This window comes from Mesorhizobium sp. f-mel, assembly GCF_053850215.1.
The window spans coordinates 155,312-174,340 of the sequence record NZ_JBSPTO010000009.1; the positions used below are offsets into that span (position 1 = coordinate 155,312).

The 19,029-nt window shown below is 62.3% G+C and carries 23 protein-coding genes; 14 read left to right on the top strand and 9 right to left on the bottom strand.

What is annotated here, in order from left to right; translation table 11 throughout:
• Positions 1-174: 174 nt before the first annotated feature.
• Complete coding sequence (locus ACWUKX_RS14540) at positions 175-2,376, top strand: RNA degradosome polyphosphate kinase (RefSeq protein ID WP_029354247.1); 2,202 nt, start codon at positions 175-177, stop codon at positions 2,374-2,376.
• Positions 2,376-3,911 carry an exopolyphosphatase gene (gene ppx / locus ACWUKX_RS14545; protein WP_456007536.1) on the top strand — a complete coding sequence of 512 codons (1,536 nt, stop codon included), beginning with the start codon at positions 2,376-2,378 and terminating at the stop codon, positions 3,909-3,911. Before ACWUKX_RS14540 ends, ppx begins: the two co-directional genes overlap by 1 nt.
• A gap of 28 nt (positions 3,912-3,939) precedes the next feature.
• Here the strand turns inward: ppx and ACWUKX_RS14550 are convergent, their stop codons facing one another.
• The 4 genes from ACWUKX_RS14550 to ACWUKX_RS14565 form a co-directional block, all read right to left on the bottom strand.
• Entirely contained in the window at positions 3,940-4,362 is a 423-nt protein-coding gene (locus ACWUKX_RS14550; protein ID WP_456007538.1) for a DoxX family protein, read from the bottom strand.
• Between the two features lie 168 nt (positions 4,363-4,530).
• Positions 4,531-4,953, bottom strand: coding sequence for a DoxX family protein (locus ACWUKX_RS14555; RefSeq protein WP_456007540.1), 423 nt, complete (start codon positions 4,951-4,953; stop codon positions 4,531-4,533).
• Positions 4,954-5,075: 122 nt separating this feature from the next.
• On the bottom strand, positions 5,076-6,473 hold the full coding sequence (gene fumC, locus ACWUKX_RS14560; RefSeq protein WP_456007556.1) for a class II fumarate hydratase: 1,398 nt from the start codon (positions 6,471-6,473) through the stop codon (positions 5,076-5,078).
• A 147-nt stretch (positions 6,474-6,620) separates the two neighbouring features.
• Positions 6,621-7,403, bottom strand: coding sequence for an NIPSNAP family protein (locus ACWUKX_RS14565; RefSeq protein ID WP_456007559.1), 783 nt, complete (start codon positions 7,401-7,403; stop codon positions 6,621-6,623).
• Positions 7,404-7,480: 77 nt separating this feature from the next.
• Between ACWUKX_RS14565 and ACWUKX_RS14570 the strand changes: the two genes are divergently transcribed.
• A complete protein-coding gene (locus ACWUKX_RS14570; RefSeq protein WP_456007561.1) occupies positions 7,481-8,185 on the top strand; it encodes a TetR/AcrR family transcriptional regulator in 705 nt (234 codons plus the stop codon).
• A 36-nt stretch (positions 8,186-8,221) separates the two neighbouring features.
• Here ACWUKX_RS14570 and ACWUKX_RS14575 read toward each other — a convergent pair whose 3' ends face one another.
• Positions 8,222-8,809 carry a hypothetical protein gene (locus ACWUKX_RS14575; RefSeq protein WP_456007563.1) on the bottom strand — a complete coding sequence of 196 codons (588 nt, stop codon included), beginning with the start codon at positions 8,807-8,809 and terminating at the stop codon, positions 8,222-8,224.
• Positions 8,810-8,934: 125 nt separating this feature from the next.
• Between ACWUKX_RS14575 and ACWUKX_RS14580 the strand changes: the two genes are divergently transcribed.
• From ACWUKX_RS14580 to ACWUKX_RS14615, 8 genes are all read left to right on the top strand, one after another.
• Positions 8,935-10,065 carry a metallophosphoesterase gene (locus ACWUKX_RS14580; protein WP_456007565.1) on the top strand — a complete coding sequence of 377 codons (1,131 nt, stop codon included), beginning with the start codon at positions 8,935-8,937 and terminating at the stop codon, positions 10,063-10,065.
• 251 nt (positions 10,066-10,316) lie between these two features.
• On the top strand, positions 10,317-10,637 hold the full coding sequence (locus ACWUKX_RS14585) for an ArsR/SmtB family transcription factor (protein WP_095519476.1): 321 nt from the start codon (positions 10,317-10,319) through the stop codon (positions 10,635-10,637).
• The gene (locus tag ACWUKX_RS14590) at positions 10,634-11,416 is read left to right on the top strand and encodes an SRPBCC domain-containing protein (RefSeq protein ID WP_245316339.1); all 783 of its coding nucleotides are present in this window, start codon (positions 10,634-10,636) and stop codon (positions 11,414-11,416) included. Before ACWUKX_RS14585 ends, ACWUKX_RS14590 begins: the two co-directional genes overlap by 4 nt.
• A 401-nt stretch (positions 11,417-11,817) precedes the next feature.
• Entirely contained in the window at positions 11,818-12,027 is a 210-nt protein-coding gene (locus ACWUKX_RS14595) for a cold-shock protein (RefSeq protein WP_010915421.1), read from the top strand.
• 345 nt (positions 12,028-12,372) lie between these two features.
• Positions 12,373-12,600 (top strand): hypothetical protein, encoded by a 228-nt coding sequence (locus ACWUKX_RS14600; protein ID WP_455841501.1) that lies wholly within the window; start codon positions 12,373-12,375, stop codon positions 12,598-12,600.
• The gene (locus ACWUKX_RS14605) at positions 12,600-13,007 is read left to right on the top strand and encodes a hypothetical protein (protein WP_455841478.1); all 408 of its coding nucleotides are present in this window, start codon (positions 12,600-12,602) and stop codon (positions 13,005-13,007) included. Before ACWUKX_RS14600 ends, ACWUKX_RS14605 begins: the two co-directional genes overlap by 1 nt.
• 1 nt (position 13,008) lies before the next feature.
• Positions 13,009-13,176, top strand: a complete 168-nt coding sequence (locus tag ACWUKX_RS14610; RefSeq protein WP_456007567.1) for a hypothetical protein — start codon at positions 13,009-13,011, stop codon at positions 13,174-13,176.
• Positions 13,177-13,181: 5 nt separating this feature from the next.
• Positions 13,182-13,565, top strand: coding sequence for a YkgJ family cysteine cluster protein (locus tag ACWUKX_RS14615; protein WP_456007570.1), 384 nt, complete (start codon positions 13,182-13,184; stop codon positions 13,563-13,565).
• Positions 13,566-13,573: 8 nt separating this feature from the next.
• On the opposite strand, the gene ACWUKX_RS14620 is transcribed toward ACWUKX_RS14615, so the two are convergent.
• Together ACWUKX_RS14620 and ACWUKX_RS14625 are read right to left on the bottom strand one after the other, a co-directional pair.
• Positions 13,574-14,872, bottom strand: a complete 1,299-nt coding sequence (locus tag ACWUKX_RS14620; protein WP_456007572.1) for an amidohydrolase family protein — start codon at positions 14,870-14,872, stop codon at positions 13,574-13,576.
• Between the two features lie 712 nt (positions 14,873-15,584).
• Positions 15,585-15,722, bottom strand: coding sequence for a hypothetical protein (locus ACWUKX_RS14625; RefSeq protein ID WP_456007574.1), 138 nt, complete (start codon positions 15,720-15,722; stop codon positions 15,585-15,587).
• Between the two features lie 97 nt (positions 15,723-15,819).
• On the opposite strand from ACWUKX_RS14625, the gene ACWUKX_RS14630 reads away from it, so the two are divergent.
• A complete protein-coding gene (locus tag ACWUKX_RS14630; protein WP_456007576.1) occupies positions 15,820-16,119 on the top strand; it encodes a methyltransferase domain-containing protein in 300 nt (99 codons plus the stop codon).
• A gap of 293 nt (positions 16,120-16,412) precedes the next feature.
• The gene (locus tag ACWUKX_RS14635; protein WP_456007578.1) at positions 16,413-17,024 is read left to right on the top strand and encodes a LysE family translocator; all 612 of its coding nucleotides are present in this window, start codon (positions 16,413-16,415) and stop codon (positions 17,022-17,024) included.
• A 10-nt stretch (positions 17,025-17,034) separates the two neighbouring features.
• On the opposite strand, the gene ACWUKX_RS14640 is transcribed toward ACWUKX_RS14635, so the two are convergent.
• Complete coding sequence (locus ACWUKX_RS14640; RefSeq protein WP_065009021.1) at positions 17,035-17,421, bottom strand: nuclear transport factor 2 family protein; 387 nt, start codon at positions 17,419-17,421, stop codon at positions 17,035-17,037.
• Positions 17,408-17,887 (bottom strand): OsmC family peroxiredoxin, encoded by a 480-nt coding sequence (locus tag ACWUKX_RS14645; protein ID WP_456007580.1) that lies wholly within the window; start codon positions 17,885-17,887, stop codon positions 17,408-17,410. Before ACWUKX_RS14645 ends, ACWUKX_RS14640 begins: the two co-directional genes overlap by 14 nt.
• A 112-nt stretch (positions 17,888-17,999) precedes the next feature.
• On the opposite strand from ACWUKX_RS14645, the gene ACWUKX_RS14650 reads away from it, so the two are divergent.
• Positions 18,000-18,599, top strand: a complete 600-nt coding sequence (locus ACWUKX_RS14650) for a TetR/AcrR family transcriptional regulator (RefSeq protein WP_456007582.1) — start codon at positions 18,000-18,002, stop codon at positions 18,597-18,599.
• Positions 18,600-19,029: the final 430 nt, after the last annotated feature.

The following is a 19,029-nucleotide window of genomic DNA, read 5'->3' on the forward strand; positions in this document are numbered from 1 at the left end:
TCAAACTGTCGTAAAAGCCTGTCACAGGATAAGCTAAGCCGGTTAAGGCATGGCCCCGAAAACCGAATTCGGTTCGCTGGGGATCGTGCGTAGCTTAAGAGCGGTAGAGCGTCCTTTGCGCGTCCGCAAAGACGCGCGGCGCTGTGGCCAGCGGGTGCGAAACGAGCAGGAACCATGAACGAACTAAAGCCGGTGCAGAGCGAATTCACCACTGTCGAGGTGGCGAGCCCCGAGGGCGGCAACCCGGACCGCTTCGTGAACCGCGAGTTTTCCTGGCTGCAATTCAACCGCCGCGTCCTCGAGGAATCGCTAAACGCCAACCATCCGTTGCTCGAGCGTGTCCGCTTCCTATCGATTTCGGCCGCCAATCTCGATGAGTTCTTCATGGTTCGCGTCGCCGGTCTCGCCGGCCAGGTCCGCGAAGGCATCACGCTGAAGAGCCCGGACGGCCGCACCCCCGAACAACAGCTCGAACAATTGCTGCGCGAAGTCGAGCGTCTGCAGGAAGACCAGCAGAAAAGCCTTTCCGCGCTGATGCTGCTGCTCGACAAGGAAGGCATCGAGAGCATCAGCCGCGATGGGCTGACCAAGGACGAGAAAACCTGGCTCGAGGATCATTTCCAGGAGCAGGTGTTTCCGGTGCTCACACCGCTGTCGATCGACCCGGCGCATCCATTCCCGTTCATTCCCAATCTCGGCTTCTCGATGGCCCTGCAATTGCGCCATCGCAGGAATGGCGAGGAGATGAGCGCGCTGTTGCGTCTGCCGGTGGCGCTGAAGCGCTTCATCCGCTTGCCCGACCGCAAGCGTCATGTCCGCTTCATTCCGCTGGAAGAAGCGGTCGGCCTCTACATCGGCAAGCTGTTCCCCGGCTACGAAGTCAAGGGTTCTGGAACGTTCCGCATCATCCGCGACAGTGACATCGAGGTCGAGGAGGAGTCCGAGGATCTCGTGCGCCTGTTCGAGACGGCGTTGAAGCGGCGCCGCCGCGGCTCGGTCATCCGCATCGAATTCGACAAGCTGATGCCGGCCGAACTGCGCGAGTTCGTCGCCGGCGAGCTTGGTGTCTCATCGAGCCGCATCAGCGTGCTCACCGGTCCGCTGGCGCTCAGCCAGATTTCCGAGATCGTCGCCATCGCCCGCGACGATCTCAAATTCACGCCCTATAATCCGCGCTTTCCCGAGCGCATCCGCGAGCATGGCGGCGACTGTTTCGCCGCCATCCGCGAGAAGGACATCATCGTTCATCACCCCTATGAATCCTTCGACGTTGTGGTGCAGTTTCTGCGCCAGGCGATGGCCGACCCGGAAGTCGTGGCGATCAAGCAGACGCTCTATCGAACCTCGAACGACAGCCCGATCGTGCGCGCTTTGGTCGACGCGGCGGAGGCCGGCAAGTCGGTTACCGCGCTGGTCGAGCTCAAGGCGCGTTTCGACGAGGAAGCCAACATCCGCTGGGCGCGCGACCTCGAGCGCGCCGGCGTTCAGGTCGTGTTCGGCTTCCTCGAATTGAAGACACACGCGAAAATGTCGCTGGTGGTGCGGCGCGAGGACGGCAAGCTGCGCAACTATGTGCATCTCGGCACCGGCAACTACCATCCCGTCACCGCGCGCATCTACACCGACCTGTCCTTCTTCACCACCGCTCCGACGATCGCCCGCGACGTCGCCCAGCTGTTCAATTTCATCACCGGCTACGCCGAGCCGACCGATGAGATGCGGCTGGCTATCTCGCCCTTCACGCTGAGAAGCCGGATTCTCAAGCATATTTCAGACGAGATTACCCATGCGCTGGAAGGCCGGCCGGCCCGCATCTGGATGAAGATGAATGCGCTGGTGGATCCGATCATCATCGACGCGCTTTATGACGCCAGCCGCGCCGGCGTCGAGATCGATCTTGTCGTGCGCGGCATCTGCTGTCTGAGGCCCCAGGTGCCGGGCCTGTCGGAAAACATAAGGGTCAAGTCGATCGTCGGCCGCTTTCTCGAACACAGCCGCATCTATTGTTTCGGCAACGGCCATGGACTGCCGTCGGACGGGGCGGTCGTCTACATCTCATCGGCCGATTTGATGCCGCGCAATCTCGACCGTCGCGTCGAAACCATGGTGCCGATCACCAATCCAACGGTGCATGAACAAGTCCTCGGCCAGATCATGCTGGGCAACATCATGGACAACCAGCAAAGTTTCGACGTATTGGCTGACGGAACCTCCCGGCGCGCCACGCTTGAGGAGGGCGAGGAACCGTTCAACGCGCAGGAATATTTCATGACCAATCCGAGCCTTTCCGGACGCGGTGATGCGCTGAAATCGCATGCGCCCAAGCGCATCGCGCAGTTCAAGCGCCGCAAGAAAAACGCCGCAGCGACCGGCTGATGATTTCAACGTCCCAGGGCCGGCTTCAGGACCGCCGACCGCTGTCCATCATCGACATCGGGTCGAACTCGATCCGTCTTGTCGTCTATGAGGGGCTGGCGCGCTCGCCGACCACGCTGTTCAACGAAAAGATGCTGGCCGGCCTCGGTCGCGGCATCGTCTCGACCGGAAAGCTCGATCCCGAGGCGGTGACCCGCTCGATGGAGGAGTTTCGGCGTTTCCGCGCGCTGTCCGAGCAGGTCGGCGCCGAGCAAATGTATGTGCTCGCGACCGCCGCCGCCCGCGAGGCGGTCAACGGTCCCGATTTCATCCACCGCGCCGAAGATGTACTCAAGACCGAGGTCCAGGTGCTGAGCGGGCGCCAGGAAGCCCACTATTCCGCGCTTGGCGTCATTTCCGGCTTCCACCCGGCCAACGGCATCGCCGGCGACCTCGGCGGCGGCAGCCTCGAACTGGTCGACGTCGATGGCGAGGCAATCGGCGACGGCATCACGCTGCCGCTGGGCGGCCTGCGTCTGCAGGACATGGCCAAGAATTCACTGGCCCAGGCGGCAAAGATAGCGCGCGACGAATTGGCACGGGCAAAGCTGCTGAAAGGCGGGCAGGGCAGGCCGTTCTATGCGGTCGGCGGCACCTGGCGAAACCTCGCCCGGCTGTACATGGAAATGACCAGCTATCCGCTGAGCGTCATGCACCATTACGAGATCGGCATCGACAGCGCTACGAACTTCCTCAAGCAGGTCGCCAAGGGCGAGATCGAGAAGGTAAGGGGTATCGAGGGCGTCTCAAAGAACCGCCGCTCGCTGCTACCCTATGGCGCCATCGTGCTGCAGGAGATCATGGCGGCGATGCAGCCGTCCAAGATCATCGTCTCGGCGCTGGGCGTGCGCGAGGGCTTCCTCTATTCGCTGCTCGACAAAGCCGATCAGAAGGCAGATCCGCTGATCTCGGCCTCGGAGGAACTCGCCCGGCTGCGTTCGCGCTCGGTCACCCACGCGCATGAGCTTGTCGAGTGGACGGGCAAGACCTTCGCCGCCTTCGGCATCGAGGAGACGGTCGACGAGGCGCGTTACCGCCAGGCCGCCTGTCTGCTGGCCGACATCGGCTGGCGCGCACATCCCGAATATCGCGGCAAGCAATCGCTCAACATCATTGCCCACGCCTCCTTCATCGGCGTCGACCATCCCGGCCGCGCCTTCCTGGCGCTGGCCAACGCCTACCGTCATGAGGGCATCTTCAACGAATCGATCGCGCCGGAAATCAAGGCACTGGCGACACCACGCTATATCGAGCGCGCCCGCGTGCTGGCCGCCGTAATGCGCGTCGTCTATCTGCTGACGGCGGCGATGCCGGGCGTCATGCCGCGGTTGAAATGGGAGAGCCGCGGCAATGGCGTGCTTGCGCTGGTGCTGCCCGCGTCGCTGGCCGACCTTTACGGCGAGCGGCCGGCCGGCCGGCTGGCACAGCTGGCGAGGGTCACCAACCGCCGGCTGGTGCTGGCGGTCGAGAGCGGCCCCAATATGCCAGCCAAGTAATCTGGCTCAGACAAACAGCTTGTGCCGGTCAAGTCGTTTCAGGGCCGATCCGAAGTATCCGCCCATCAAACGAATAGGCGCCGGCGCCAGCCATCGCCAATGCCAAAAAACCGCCTGATAAGGCGATGTCCTTCATCAGCATCTGTGAATGCATGAAGGTCAGCGTCGGATCCTCGCCGCCCTGGCCATAATGGCCGATGAAGCCTGCCGCGATGCAGAAGGCGGCAAGCAGAAGCGCAAAGACAGGTGTCTTGAAGCCGACGAGGATGAGCAGCCCGGCGATCAGCTCGAACAGCCCCGTGCCCCAGGCAGCAAGCGTCGGCAGCGGTAGGCCGAGGCCGGCGAAATAGCCCGATGTGCCGGCGATGTCGCTAAGCGCGTGAAAGCCGGACGGAACGAATAGCGCGGCGAGCAGCAGTCGGGAAAGCAGTAGCAGCGCATTGCGGGGCATTTGGTCACCTCCGAGGTCGGCCAGCCGGTTGGCTCACCCCGACGTCTCGATCTTAGCAGAAATTCGAGCCAGGCCACTCGGCCCGGCCAATCGAAGGTCGTTAGATCGACAACGAAAAAGGGGCGCGAAAAATTCCGCGCCCCTTGCTGCACTAGTTATAAGCCTGCGTCAGCCGCGCTTGGCGTCGACCGAATAGGCGCCGGCGCCTGAGGAAGCCAGCACGAGGAAGCCGCCGGCAATCGCCAGGTTCTTCATGAAGCTGATCATCTGCATCTGATCGGCCCAGCCGGTGTGGGCGACCAGTCCCGTGGCGACGGTGAAGATTGCCAGCACCCAGGCGGTGATCCGGGTCTGAAAGCCGATGAGGATGGCGAGACCGCCAAGCAGCTCGATCAGGCCGACGACAATCGCCGTTACGGTCGGCATCGGCAGGCCCATGCTGCCGAAGTAACCGGCGGTGCCGGCAATCGCAGTGAGCTTGCCGAAACCGGAAAGCACGAAAATGACTGAAAGCAGAACGCGGCCAAACAGGATGGTGGCCGAGGCGTTGGAAACGGTGCCGGAACCGGCAACGGATGTATTGGTAGACATGATGGGCTCTCTCCGGAAGGGTTGCGTTGCCCATCCACATAGAGCAGGGCGACTGTTCACCAAAGATGCAGATTTGGTTACAGATTGTTCACAGCAGTAACGTTTTTGCGATCAGCTCAAAATCATCCCGGATGCGTCATGTCCTCCGGGCGCACCAGGCGGTCGTAGTCGGCCTCGCTGACCAACCCGGTGGCCAGCGCTTCCTCCCGCAAGGTTGTACCCTTCTTGTGCGCGGTCTTGGCGATTTTGGCGGCGTTGTCGTAGCCGATGGTCGGCGCCAGCGCCGTCACCAGCATCAGCGAGCGGTCGAGTGCGGCCTTGATGTTCTCTTCCCGCGCCTCAATACCCACGACGCAATTGTCGGTGAACGAGATGGAGGCGTCGGCGAGCAGCTGCACCGATTGCAGGAAATTATAGGCCATCAGCGGGTTATAGACGTTGAGCTCGAAATGGCCCTGGCTGCCGGCGAAGGTCAGTGCGGCATTGTTGCCGAACACCTGGATGCAGACCTGCGTCAACGCCTCGCACTGGGTGGGGTTGACCTTGCCCGGCATGATCGATGAACCCGGCTCGTTTTCCGGCAGCGACAGTTCACCGAGGCCGGAGCGCGGGCCGGAGCCGAGCAGACGAATGTCGTTGGCAATCTTGAACAGGGCGCCGGCGCAGGCGTTGATGGCGCCATGCGAAAACACCATGGAATCGTGCGCGGCCAGGGCCTCGAACTTGTTCGGCGCGGTGACGAAGCCGATGCCGGTGATGTCAGCGATTCGCGCCGCCACCTTCTCGGCAAAGCCGATCGGCGCGTTGAGGCCGGTGCCGACGGCCGTGCCGCCTTGCGCCAGTTCCTGCAGGCCGGGCAGCGTCATCTCAATGCGTTTGATCGCCGAGGCGACCTGCGCGGCATAGCCGGAGAATTCCTGGCCAAGGGTGAGGGGCGTCGCGTCCTGCGTGTGGGTGCGGCCGATCTTGATGATGTGGGCGAAAGCTTTGGTCTTGGCTTCGAGCGCCGCATGCAAATGCTTCAGCGCCGGCAACAGGTCGTGCACGATGCGCTCGGCGCAGGCGATGTGCATAGCCGTCGGATAGGTATCGTTCGACGACTGGCTCATATTGACGTGGTCGTTGGGGTGCACCGGTTTCTTGGAGCCCATGACGCCGCCCAGCAGTTCGATCGCCCGATTGGAGATCACCTCGTTGGCGTTCATGTTGGATTGCGTGCCCGAGCCGGTCTGCCAGACGACCAGCGGGAAATGATCGTCGAGCTTGCCGTCGATGACTTCCTGAGCGGCTTCGACGATCGCCTTGCCGATGGCCGGGTCGAGCCGCTTCAGCTCCATATTGGTTTCGGCCGCCGCCCGCTTGACGATGCCGAGCGCGCGAACGATCGACGCCGGCTGCTTTTCCCAGCCGATCTTGAAATTGCCCAGCGAACGCTGCGCCTGCGCGCCCCAATAACGGTCGGCGGCGACGTCGATGGGACCGAACGTGTCGGTTTCGGTTCTGGTCTCTGGCGCGCTCACTTGTGTCTCCAGTCTGTCGAATTCGGCACCGGCGTATCGCGTTGCACAAATGGCTTCAAGCGGAGATTGCGAGCCGCAAGGATGCAAATCGGTTGAACGAACCTCACTTCCTTCAACCGCAGGGGGGAGAAGGAAGAGGCTTGCCTCTCACCGCCCAAGCAGCGACTGTGAGGTTGCAGATAGGCGCAAGGTCTTGGTCGATCTAGCCAGACATGACTGGGCCTCCCGCTCGAGTGCCTGCCACTCCGGGGAACTGGCAAGGGCTGCCTCGTGGCGGGCATGGGCGTCCGCGCTGTCGAAGGCGGTGACACTGATGAAGACGTTTTCACCTGATCTCACCGGCAGGCGGGGAAAGCTGTTTTCGGCATGTTCGGTGACAAACGCAGCAAGTGGCCGTGCGCCAAATTCCGCCAGCGTGGGAATGGCGTCGGTTTCGAAGCGGCTGGCGAAGTCGGCCTCGGCGCCGGGCCGCAGATGATGAATCTTGATGACAACACTGTCCGACAAGCGATTGTCTCCGCTTGGCTTTTCGTAAGCCGGCACGGCTGTCCGTTGTGAGCCTGTCAGCTGGAAACCCGCGCCCGGCCATGCCGGTTTCAGCAACAGCACGTCGTCGGAGGAAATCATCGTGGCGTTGGCGGCATCGCGCCAGGCCGCCCATACGGGTCCCTCGTAGAAAGCGGTCAGCGAATTTTTCCGCGCTTCCATACCGTCGAAGCCGCGCAGCCAGACGAACATGTCAGGCCGGTCGAGATCGCGGAACTGACCGATGATCGTCATCCCCGCCGCTTCCTGACCCTCGATCAGGTGACCGTCGAAGACGTCGATCAGCGTGTCGCGCCGGCCAGGTTTCAGTGTGTATTGCCTGAGCTCGACGACCGGCGAGGCGTTGAGGCTGGATTTCGACGGGGCATTCGGGGGCAGGCTCATCGCACAATCTCCAAAACAGGGTGTTCATCCTGTTTTATAAACAGACCGGTTGTCCTGTTTTGTCAATCTGCTATCGTATGGAAATGTCAGCAGAGATAACCGCTCGCCTGAAGATGCGGCCCGGGAAACGCACCAACGACCCGGGCGGCCTGCGCAAACGCGTGCTCGATGTCGCCGAAGCCTCCTTTCAGGCGCGCGGCTACCACGCTTCCAGCCTCGGCGACCTGATGGCGGCGGCGGGCGTCACCGGCGGCGCGCTGCATCATCATTTCCCGACCAAGAAGGCGCTGGCGCTGGCGGTGATCGAGGAGCGGGTCTCCGCGGCCGTCGAAGAAACATGGATCGCGCCGGTGCAGGCGGCAGGCTCGGCGCGCGAGGGCGTGCGCGGCGTGTTCGAGGCCGTGGCGGCGGAACTGGAGCAACAGGGTTTCGTGCGCGGCTGCCCGCTCAACAATCTGGCGCATGAACTGTCGCTGGCCGATACGGATTTTCGCGCTGCCCTTGCCGGCATCTTTTCGGCATGGCGCCAGGCAATCGCCGACAAGGTTCGGGCCGACCAGCAGGCGGGCAGGGAGCAGGACACCAATCCGCAGCGCTTCGCCGCGCTTGCGGTCGCGACCTATTCCGGCGCCATGTCGATGGCCAAGACGACGCAGGATTCTGGTGTGCTGCGGGATTGCCTGAACGCGCTGGAGCAGGCAGCTTCCCCAGTTTCGTCATCCAAGGGCGGAGCAGGAGCGAAGCGACGTCGCAGGGCGCTGCGGCAGTACAAAGCCTTTTGATGCCGGAGCGCCAGTCGCCCTCTGCCCTGCCGGGACTTAATTTGGCAGCGGTTTGATCACCTCGTAGCCGACCACGCTTTCGCCGCTGGTGCCCTCGTCATAGCGCCTGGCCAGAACGGCCTGCAGGTCGGGCGCGTACAGCGCGGTGAATTCATCCTGTGTCTTGCCGGCCTCGTTCTTGATCGTCTGCCTCACGGCGAGCACGTTGTATTTGCAGTCGCCCAGGCTGAAGGTCTCCTTGCCCTTGACGTTGATCTCGAGCGTCTCGGTGCCCTTCGGTTGTTTGTTTGCTGCGAGACGGACGAATATCGTCTTGCTCTTCGCCCCGGCCTTGAGCGGAAACAGCTTTCTGAGATCGGAAAACGGGATCATGGCAAGCTGACCGGTCTCGCTGTCGCGAAACACCTCGATCAGGCCGCCGAACAGAAACTGCGTCTGCGGCGATTGGGATTGGTATTCGTTGGCAACCGACACCATTCCAGCCGCCGCCGGTCGAAACTCGCTGTGGATGCCGGGCCTTTCGAGAATGAAGCCGGCCTTGGCGCCTTTGGCGTCGATACACTCGGCACCATGAGCGGCGCTCGCCAGGATGGTGAGTGCCGTGCCGATGGATATAGTCTTCATAGCGTCCTCGTCTGCCCGGCAAGTTGAGTCCTGACACTGAAGGAATGCCAGACCTGCGGCACCGTGTCGACATACCGTTCGAGCCAACTGGACGAAGAGGCGCCGGCTGTGCTGAATCTCGCGTCATGAATCGCATCTCGGCAGGATCACTCTCCCGGCGCAGCTTCCTGGCACAGGCGGCAGCGTTTGCTGCAGCCGGCACCCTTGCGCGACCGGCGCTCGGAGCGACCGGGCAGGGCATTCCGCCTGTCGACGCCACCTTCCTGTTCGTCGCCGATGTCCATGCCTGCCGCATGGCCAGCGGGCTGAGCCCCAATTGTCAGCAGGAAGGCAAGACCGACGCCGCCTTGCTGCGCAGTGTCGCCGCGTTGAACGCCATCGGCGAGAAGGACTGGCCGGCCGAAATCAACGGCATAGCCACCGGCCTGCGCTCAGCCGGCAGCCGCATCGGCACGCCGCTCGGCCTCATCGTCGGCGGCGACATGACCGATGACGGCGGCGGCCAGGTCACCCAGCCCAGCGAAGGCACGCAGCTGCTGCAGTTCAGCCAGCGTTACCAGCAGGGCGTCGGTCCCGATCGCGTGCATATGCCGGTCTATGTCGGGCTCGGCAACCATGATCTCGACCAGAACGGCCCGCCGCAGCACGTCGACTGGTACCGCCGCGAAATGCGCGATTACGTCGAGGTCAACCATCGTGCCGGCGTGTTCTTCAAGCCGCCGGTGCCGGCCACCAGTTACGATGTCGACACCGACTGCTACTCATGGGACTGGGGCGGCCTGCATCTCGTCCAGACGCACCGTTTTGCCGGCGACGCCGGCCACGGCGCGGTATCCAGCCTACCATGGCTGGAGCAGGATCTGGCGACCTATGCAGCGGATCGCCGCCCCGTCATCCTGTACCAGCACTATGGCTGGGATGTTTTTTCGACCGAACGGTGGAATGCCGCCAAAAGCACCTTCGACGATGACGGTACCGGTCCGCCGCATTGGTGGAGCGAGGCGGACCGGCAGGCGCTGCTGGCGGCGCTGAAGGGCTACAATGTCATCGGCATATTCCACGGCCACCAGCACGAGACACCAATGATCTACCGCCGCGACGGGCTCGACCTGTTCAAGCCGAAGGCCGCCTATATGGGCGGCTTCGCGCTGGCGCGAGTGACCAGCGACAGCATGGACGTTGTGCTTGGCGAAGCCACCGGCGACAACGGCGAGGTCGCTTTCACCAACGCTTTCTCCAAGCGTCTTAGTTTCTAGCCGGCGGCCGAGCCGCCTTTTTCTTCACCCGCCGGACGATCTGGCGAAGGCAGGTCTGGAGACGCCGTTCGAGACGGCTCTGTGCCGACCGGGCCCGGCTGGCACATCACCAATCCTGCGAAAGCAGGCCTCGATCAGCGGCGCGCGTCAACAAAATCGTCATCAAGCCATCCGAACAGGAACGCTGAACACGAGCTGCAGTTGACAAGAGGAGAGGATCGGCATAATAGGTAACCAAATGGATACGTATTATGCCGCAGGCTGACCATGACCGTTCCGTTTTCCGGGCCATCGCCGACCCGACCCGACGCGCCATCCTCGACCGATTGCGCCTGGGGCCGGCGCCAGTTAACGAACTTGCCTCCGCCTTTTCGCAGAGCCGGCCGGCGATCTCCAAGCATCTGCGGGTCTTGCGTGAGCTGCGCGTCGTCTCCGAGCAGAAGATCGGCCGCGAGCGGCTCTACCGGTTGGAGCCGGCCGAGCTCAAGGACGTGGCCGACTGGATCTTGCCCTATCGCGATTTCTGGCAGGCGAGCCTCGGCAATCTGAAATCCTATCTGGAGAGCGAATGATGACCAGCAACGACAGACCGCGCGCGATCGCAGACGTTTCGTCGGGCACCATCCTTGCCACTGTGACGATCGCAGTGCCGCCGGAGCGCGTGTTTCACGCACTGACCGCTGAAGACCAGATCCCGCTCTGGTGGGGTTCGGACGAACAGTACCGAACGACCAGACATATCGCAGACGTGCGGCCGGGCGGCGCTTGGCGTTCGGAAGGCAAGGGCGCCGACGGCGAGGAATTCCATGTCCAGGGTGAGTATCTGGAGGTCGACCCGCCGCACAGGCTGGTGATGACGTGGAAGGCGCCGTGGGACGGCGACAATGTTACTACCGTCGTATACATGCTCGAAGCGGTCGAGGCAGGAACCCGGCTGACCCTGCGCCATCAAGGTTTTGGTGCGCGCAAGGAGTCGTGCCGCGCCCACGGCTCCGGCTGGGAGCACGTGCTCGGTTGGCTGGGCGATTTCCTCACCAGCGAGGGGCACGGCAAGCCACAGGCCGTGTTCCACTGCAGGCTCATACCGCCACGGCCCGATTTCGCCTTCACGATGACCGCTGCGGAAGAGGCGCTGATGAAGCAGCATTCGGACTATCTGCACCGCAAACTCGCCGAGGGCAGGGTGCTTTTGTTCGGACCGGTCGCCGATCCAGCCGGGCCATGGGGCCTTGGCATCGTGCGGGCCGAAGACGAACAGGGCGCCAGGGAACTGACCGAAGCTGATCCGACGGTGCGCTCCGGGCTGGGCTTCCGCTACGAGATCCTGCCGTTGATCACCGCGGTGACGTGAGCGCGGTTCCTCCGACGCATGCAAGAACGCCCCTCGTGCTTCTGCGCGGGGGGCGTCCTGTTGTCGTCAGCCTTTCTCAAGATCGCTCTTTCAAAATAACTTTCGACATATGCAAAATGCATGAGAGCCAAAACGGTTCCCGCATGTCGGTGTGATTTTGCAGTCGGGCTCCCGTCGATTCCGCGCAGCCAGCGGCGCGAGATGTTACCGGGCGCCAAAGGCAAAAATTGACACGGTGGCAAAAGAAGTCTAAAAGCAATTCGTCGATATTTGTTTGACCGACTTTTGTTATCCGCGTGTCCAGGCGCGCCTTTGACGAACTTCCCCCATCAAAATCGAGACAAACGCTGTTGTGCATTCACATGACGGCGAACGAATATTTGCCACGGAAAGGGTTCGTTATGAGCACAGGCACAGTTAAATGGTTCAACGCCACCAAGGGTTTTGGTTTTATTCAGCCTGACGACGGCTCGGCCGACGTATTTGTCCACATCTCGGCCGTAGAACGCGCCGGAATGCGCGACATCGTCGAGGGCCAGAAGCTCGGCTACGAGATGGTCCGCGACAACAAGTCGGGCAAGATGTCCGCCGATCAGTTGAAGGCGGCCTAAAACGGAATTCAGCTTCGCCGGTGACCACGGATGTACTGGCACCGGTGAACGGCGAATTCCAGCGCATGACCCGGGAAACATCAGTTTCCAGAAAGGATCATGCGCGGATGAGAAAGTGTCAGCGGGTTCAACTGGACGCGCGGCGCTTCAGCGGGAGGTCAGGCAATGCCTGGCCTTTTGCATTTCGCGCTTCAAAAATTGGAAAAGAGCACCGCGCGTTCGCTTGAACGTGTTAAGGATGCTCAGCAATTTGAATCCGACTGCCGTATTGCTTTGTGCGTGGTCCTGGTCGAAAGACCGGTCTCGCCATTTTGCGGCATCATGCTCCGAACCGGGAGAAAGACCTTGACCGCTACTTCAAAGAAACCCCGCGACCAGGCCGAATCCATCTTCAGCAAGGCCCAGACCCAGTCCATGTCGCTCAACCGCATCATTTCCGAACAGGATGCTGTCAGCGAGGCCCGGGAAGCCAAGACCGCGCGGCTGCGCGAACTGCGCCTGGAAAAGGAAGCCGACGAGATGGCTGCGGCCGCCGCGCTCGCAGCCTCGCCGAAGCGCGTGGGCAAACGCTGATGGCCACCAAGCGCGTCCCGCAAAAGGCGATCGCCGCCGATTCGACCATCGCCGATGTCGTGGGAGAGCTCGACAAGCCGGTCGAATATGTCCGCCGGGTGCTCGAGAAGCTGGAGCGCTGCAAGCGCGCCCATGGCGATGCCCAGGTCAGGCTCGGCGTGCGTGGCCGCTCCGAATGCCCGAACTATCTGATCGAGTATGTCCGCGAGAATGCCAAGACCCACGAGCGCGTCACCCATCAGGATGCCGCCTATAGTGGCAGCACGCATCGCGAGCTGGCGCCCCGGCACATCGAGGAGACCAGGAACTGGTCGCCCGAGGAAATGAACATCACGGCGGTCTCGGCGCTGATCGGCCGCCTTCGCAACCCGAATGCGCCATCATCGCGTTTCTCCGACGAGGATTGATATGGCCATAAAATTTTCAGCCAAGGATCAGCCGGCGGCATCTGCTGTCACCGCAAAGCTGGCCAAGCCGGCCGCCGCGCCGAAAGCCGACGTTACCGCCGAGGCCGCGACCGATCTGTTCAAGTCGCCGGCAGATGTCGCATCGCGCAAGACTAGGAAGAAGAAATAGCGCCCTTGCCGCGAAACGCCGATCTGAATCCGGTTGCGTCAGGGCTGCTTGCCTTAGCGAGCGCCGGGAATTTTTCCTCACTGGAGGAGCGCGCCGCCCCTCTCTTCGATTGCCAGAGCTGCGGCGCCTGCTGTTCCTATTTATCCGAATGGCCGCGCTTTTCGACCGAGGATGACGCACAGCTCGACCTGATCCCGCAGAAGTATGTGGCCGCCGACGAATCCGGCATGCGCTGTGACGGCGTGCGCTGCTCGGCGCTTGCCGGCGAGGTCGGCAAGTCGACCACCTGCGGCATTTACGAGGTCAGACCGGACGTCTGCCGCGCCTGCATGCCCGGCGGCGACGATTGCCTGATGGCGCGTCGCAGCCATGGCCTGCCGACGCTGTGATAACGGCCTCAGATAGTGTTTTTGTATATCAGGCCATCTTTCATGATGATTTTGAAGTTGTTCGCTGGATCGGCCACCACGTCGAGGTTCTCCAGCGGATTGCCTTCGACGAGCAGGAGGTCCGCGAGCGCGCCTTCTTCGATCACGCCGAGTTTCCCCGGATAGGGGTTGCGACGGCCCGACAGCGCGAGGAGCTCGGCATTGGTCCCGGTCGCCATGACGAGCGCTTCGGCAGGCGTGTACCAACGCACGAGCGACGCCAGAATTGCCCCCTGCTGCTTCGCCAACGCGCGGGAGAACAGGACATCGGTGCCCCATGCCGTCTTGATCTTGTATTTCTTCGCGAGTTCGTAGGTCCTGCCGATGCCCGGCCACACCTCATCGGCCTTGGCTCGCTCGACCGAACCCTCTTGGAGGCCTGTCCTCATCAATTCGGGAAGCGGCTGCAAGCTCAGCCAGATGTCCTTTTCGGCGATCAGCTTGGCGGTTGCCTCGTCCATGAGGAAGCCGTGTTCGATGCACTTGACACCAGCCGCGATAGCCTTCCGGATCGCATCCGAGGTGAAGGCGTGCGCGGCGACGTAGGTGCCCCAATTCTCGGCAATTTCAACGGCGGCCCGCAGTTCGGGCTCGGTGAAGGTGGTGACGTCGAGCGGGCTGTGGGGCGACGACACTCCGCCGCCCGCTGTCAACTTGAGCAGCGCGGCCCCCTGCATGAACTGCTCGCGGGCACGCAAACGAACCTCGTCGGGGCTGTCCACAACTATGCTGCCGCCGTTCCTCTCCATGGGAGTGAACAAGCCGCCGATCGTTCGAGGCAAGTCGCTGAGCTGGCGGAAATCTCCATGCCCGCTGGTCACGGTGATCATGGCTCCGGACGGATAGATGCGCGGTCCCGCTATGATGCCTTGATCTATCGCGCGCTTGAGGCCGAACGCCGGCCCGCCCACGTCGCGAACGGTGGTGAAGCCGCGCATCAGCGTATCCGTCGCCTCGTCGCCGGCCGCAAGATTGGCGAAGCCGACGTCGCCCATCGCCTCTGCCGGCGTGGACGCAATCAGCATTGCGTGCCAATGCGCATCGATCAGCCCCGGCATTAACGTTCGCCCGTTGCCGGCAATGCGCCGCGCGCCTTCGGCCGCGATGGGACTTGCCGAGATCCGCGCGATCACATTGCCCTCGACCAGCACATTCGATGGGGCCGAAAGTGCAGCGCCTTTTCCGTCGAAGATGCGGACGTTTTCGAAAAGCACGTCGTCAGCGGCCGCAGTTGCGCAAAGTCCGAGCACGAGGGCTGCCGCAAGCATTTCTCTGCCTGAGCGAAGGATCATGAAAGCCGTGCGGGCAGAGAAAACGGCTGCGGCGCAGGACACGGCATGCGCCACCACCCCGCTTTTTGTCAGGTCCTGCGATCCAAAGGATTTGTGACACATGACGGTTATCCTGCTTCAGGAGGAGGTGGTCACGGCGCAAGGACAAGTTCTAACTTATACGGCATGGTCGTCAAGAAGCGTTCCAGACTGGTCTCTTTCGCGGTGAAGGGTCGTTCGAAGGTCTGGCCGATCGTGGTGATACCAGGGCAAGCAGTGCATGGTTCGCCTGAGGAAGCCATCAGACGAGAAAGCGCGCCCGGAATGGGTGGGAAGTAGCCGTTCGGTTCATCTGCCAGATCAAGCACGTTGCCAAGAGCGGGATATTCGCCTTGGTCTTTCCTGCGAGGCAGCCTCCAGAACCCAGGAGAAGGATTGGTACGGGCTACCCTGTCGCTCCAGTCTTGTCACTTAGGTCGGGGCACGCGACCAGGCGCCCACTTCCGAGCGGCTCACGATCACGCTACCCGCCTCGATTTCGAGCTGCATGCGCTGTCCCAAAGTTTCAATATCGACCTCAGCGGCCGTCGCAACTCCCCGGCTCTGTATTTCCGGCAGCATCGTGACAATGAGTTCAGCGGTCTGGTGTGACCAGTCGAAACCGTTCCTGGTTCCCCAACAACCGCCTCCAAGTGCATTGAGAGCGCGGTCAATCCAGCCGCGCGGAAGCCGCATCGAGCTTGATACCCATATTGGTCTCGATACCGCTGCGCCGGAACGTCTCGACGATCCATCGACAGCAGTCGTTGTAGGTCGGCGCTGGCGGCTGGATCGACAGCCGTTCCAATCCGGCTCATGGAAGACGATGGTCCCACCAGGCCGGAGGTGACGAGCGACGTCTCAGCCATCAGGCGGGCATCATTAACCCGATCACGCGAAGAATCTTGCTGTCTGCGGGTATAAGACCCGGGATGCGCGTGCTCCACGTCGGCTGTGGCGCGGGCGACGTTACATTCCTGGTTTCCGAGATGGTTGGCAGCGAAGGTCAGGTCATCGGCGCAGATCGGGCTCCGGCGGCTCTTGCGGCGGCGGAGGGGCGCGCGGCGGCGCATCCGATCCAGAAAGTCAGCTTCCATGAAGGCGATCCCGCGGCACTCTCGTTCGACCGACCGTTCGACGCCGTGATCGGCCGCTATGTTCTGATGTTTCAAGCCGATGCTGTGGCCATGCTGCGTGGCGCCTGATCTCACGATCGGAATGGACGAGAATATACGGGACGTGAACGTCGACACGTGCGCCATCAGCGACTTCCATGGCGTGCCCCCCTCATACGACTGTTCCCCAAAGGCAAGATCGCGTAAGTCGACGACTATGCGCCGATGCGGCAGCCAGTCCACCAGACTGGCTGTTGACCTCAATGCGAATGTCGCTTCAGGGGCAATGCTTGAAATGAGACACTACCTGGCTCCCGGGCTGGCTTGTGCCCGCGCGGTTCGCTGGCTACCTTGCCGACGGGCAGGGCACAGGAGGATCATCCGTGAGCATCGAATTCTTGTTGACCTCGCTGATTGTCGTGGCTTCGCCCGGCACTGGCGTTCTCTATACCCTGAGCGCCGGGCTTTCGCGCGGCGCGCGCGCCAGCATCATCGCTGCTTTCGGCTGCACGCTCGGCATCATTCCGCATATGGCGGCCGCCATCACCGGTCTGGCGGCGCTGCTGCACACCAGCGCACTCGCCTTCGAGACGCTGAAATATCTGGGCGTCGCCTACCTGCTCTACATGGCGTGGAACACGCTGAAAGAGAGCGGCAGCTTGAGCGTCGGGCACGATGTCGCGCCGCACTCGGCCGGCAAGGTGATCACCTCGGGCATTCTCATCAACATCCTCAACCCGAAGCTGTCGATCTTCTTCTTCGCCTTCCTGCCGCAATTCGTCAGCACCACCGAACCGCGTGCGCTGTCGAAGATGCTGGAACTCAGCACCGTCTTCATGCTTTTGACGTTTGTCGTCTTCGTCGGCTACGGCATCTTCGCCGCCTCGATCCGCAGCCATGTCGTGTCGCGGCCGATGGTGCTGACCTGGATGCGCCGCACCTTCGCCGGCGCCTTCGTCGCGCTCGGCGCAAAACTGGCGCTGACCGAGCGATAGCACCTGTTGGCTATCCCTTGACGTATCCCATCGCCTCGACGATCTGCCCGTCCGCTACGCGCATCAGATTGACGCCGCGGATGGAGTTGCCGTCGGCACGCCAGTAACGCCAGCGGATTGTCGCCCGTTCACCGGCGACGAACGTCTCCTCAAGGTCGAAGCGGGTGCCGGGTTCGCTGGCGATTGCCGACCATAGGCCGACGCACGCCTCCCGCCCGGCATGGCGGGCGCCATTTGGCGCCGGCATGGTATTTTCGATGACGCAGTCCTCGGCCACCAGGCCCGGGAGTGCCGACGGATCATGATTTTGGAACACGTCGTTGAAGCGCCGCATGATCTCGGCCGTCCGTCTGGATTGGTCGTCTGGATGGACGAGCATGATGCTATTCTGTTCCATCTTGGGACCTCCTGATGTCATTTTCCGCAGCGGCGGCCGTTACGAGGTCGGCCTTGAGCCTGATATCCGCCACGCCGGCCAAAGCCCGGGAGACCAGGCATGTCGTCTTCGCGGATTGGGCAAGCCGCTGGAATTCCTCGGGCGCCAGCGCCGCGATCTCGGCTTCCGTTTCAAGGTCGATGCGGGTGATCGTCGGTCCGGCCGTGCTGGTGCCGAGATGCACCTTGGCGACGGTGTGGATTCGTACGGGGACATGACCGCCGCTGCCCAGTATGGCGCTCAGCGCCATTGAAAAGCAGCCGGCATGCGCCGCCGCAATCAGTTCCTCCGGATTCGTGCCGGGACTGTTTTCGAAGCGCGACGGGAAGGAATAGGTGCCTTCGAAGACGCCGCTGCCAAGCCGCAGGCGGCCCGAACCTTCTTTTAACGACCCCTGCCATTGGGCCTCTGCTTCACGGATGGTCATTTTATCGTTCTCCTCTTACACGTGAAGATATATAGACTGATCTACATATTATGTAAACCGATTGTTATATCTCGTGCAAGGTCTATAATGCTGACTCCTGACAGAGGTTGACATGGCCAACGATACCCGCACCCGCATGATGGAGGCGACGGCGCTGCTGCTGAGGCAGCGCGGCTATCACGGTACTTCGCTCAACGACATTTTGAGCGCCTCCGGTGCGCCACGAGGATCGCTCTATTTTCATTTTCCGGGCGGCAAGGACCAACTGGTCATCGAAGTGACGCGCGACAGCGTTGACAAGGTGACTCAAAGGCTTGGCGAAGAGCTGGCTGCCGAAAAAGATCCGGCGGTGGCCGTCCACCATATCTATCAGTCGGTCGCGCGCATGCTGGAGGACAACCAGTTCACGCTTGGCTGCCCAATCGCGCCCGTGGTGCTGGACTCGCCGACCGACGTGCCGGAGCTGGCCGAACTGTGCCGGTCGGCTTTCGAGCAATGGATAGGCTTGCTGCAGGCGGCCTTCGTCAGGGCAGGGGTGCCCGAGCGCCGCGCCCGCGCTCTGGCGCTGCTTGTCGAATCATCGCTGGAAGGGCTGATGGTGATCGCGCGCGCCACCCGCGACCGTGCCCCGGTGCTGGCGGTGGCCGATGAAGTCGCCGCGCTGGTAGAAGGTGCTTTGCCTGCCGAAGAGGTCGCGGTAACGGCGAGCTGATATTTTATGGCCTTCATCGCATCGAAGCCGGCGCGGAGCCCTGCCGAAAGCGCCGAAGGCCGAACAAGAGATGGCTCCAGCCCTGCGATCCATGCCGTAACTATTGCCAAAGCGTACAGCGGTACAGGAGGTCTCGCCCGCCGATCGCGGCTGGCACGGCGAATGAGGTGCGTAACAATTAAAAAGGGCGGCATCGCTGCCGCCCTTTCCGTATCTGAAGGCTGATGGGCTGGATTAGAAATCCATGCCGCCACTCAAGCCCGCTTGCGGGCTTGAGCATTATCAGTTCATGGGCGTGCTGATGGATTTCCTTAGAAATCCATGCCGCCCATGCCGCCCATGCCGCCGCCGCCCATGCCGCCAGGCATGCCGCCGCCAGCCGACTCCTTCTTCGGAGCCTCGGCGATCATGGCTTCGGTGGTGACCAGCA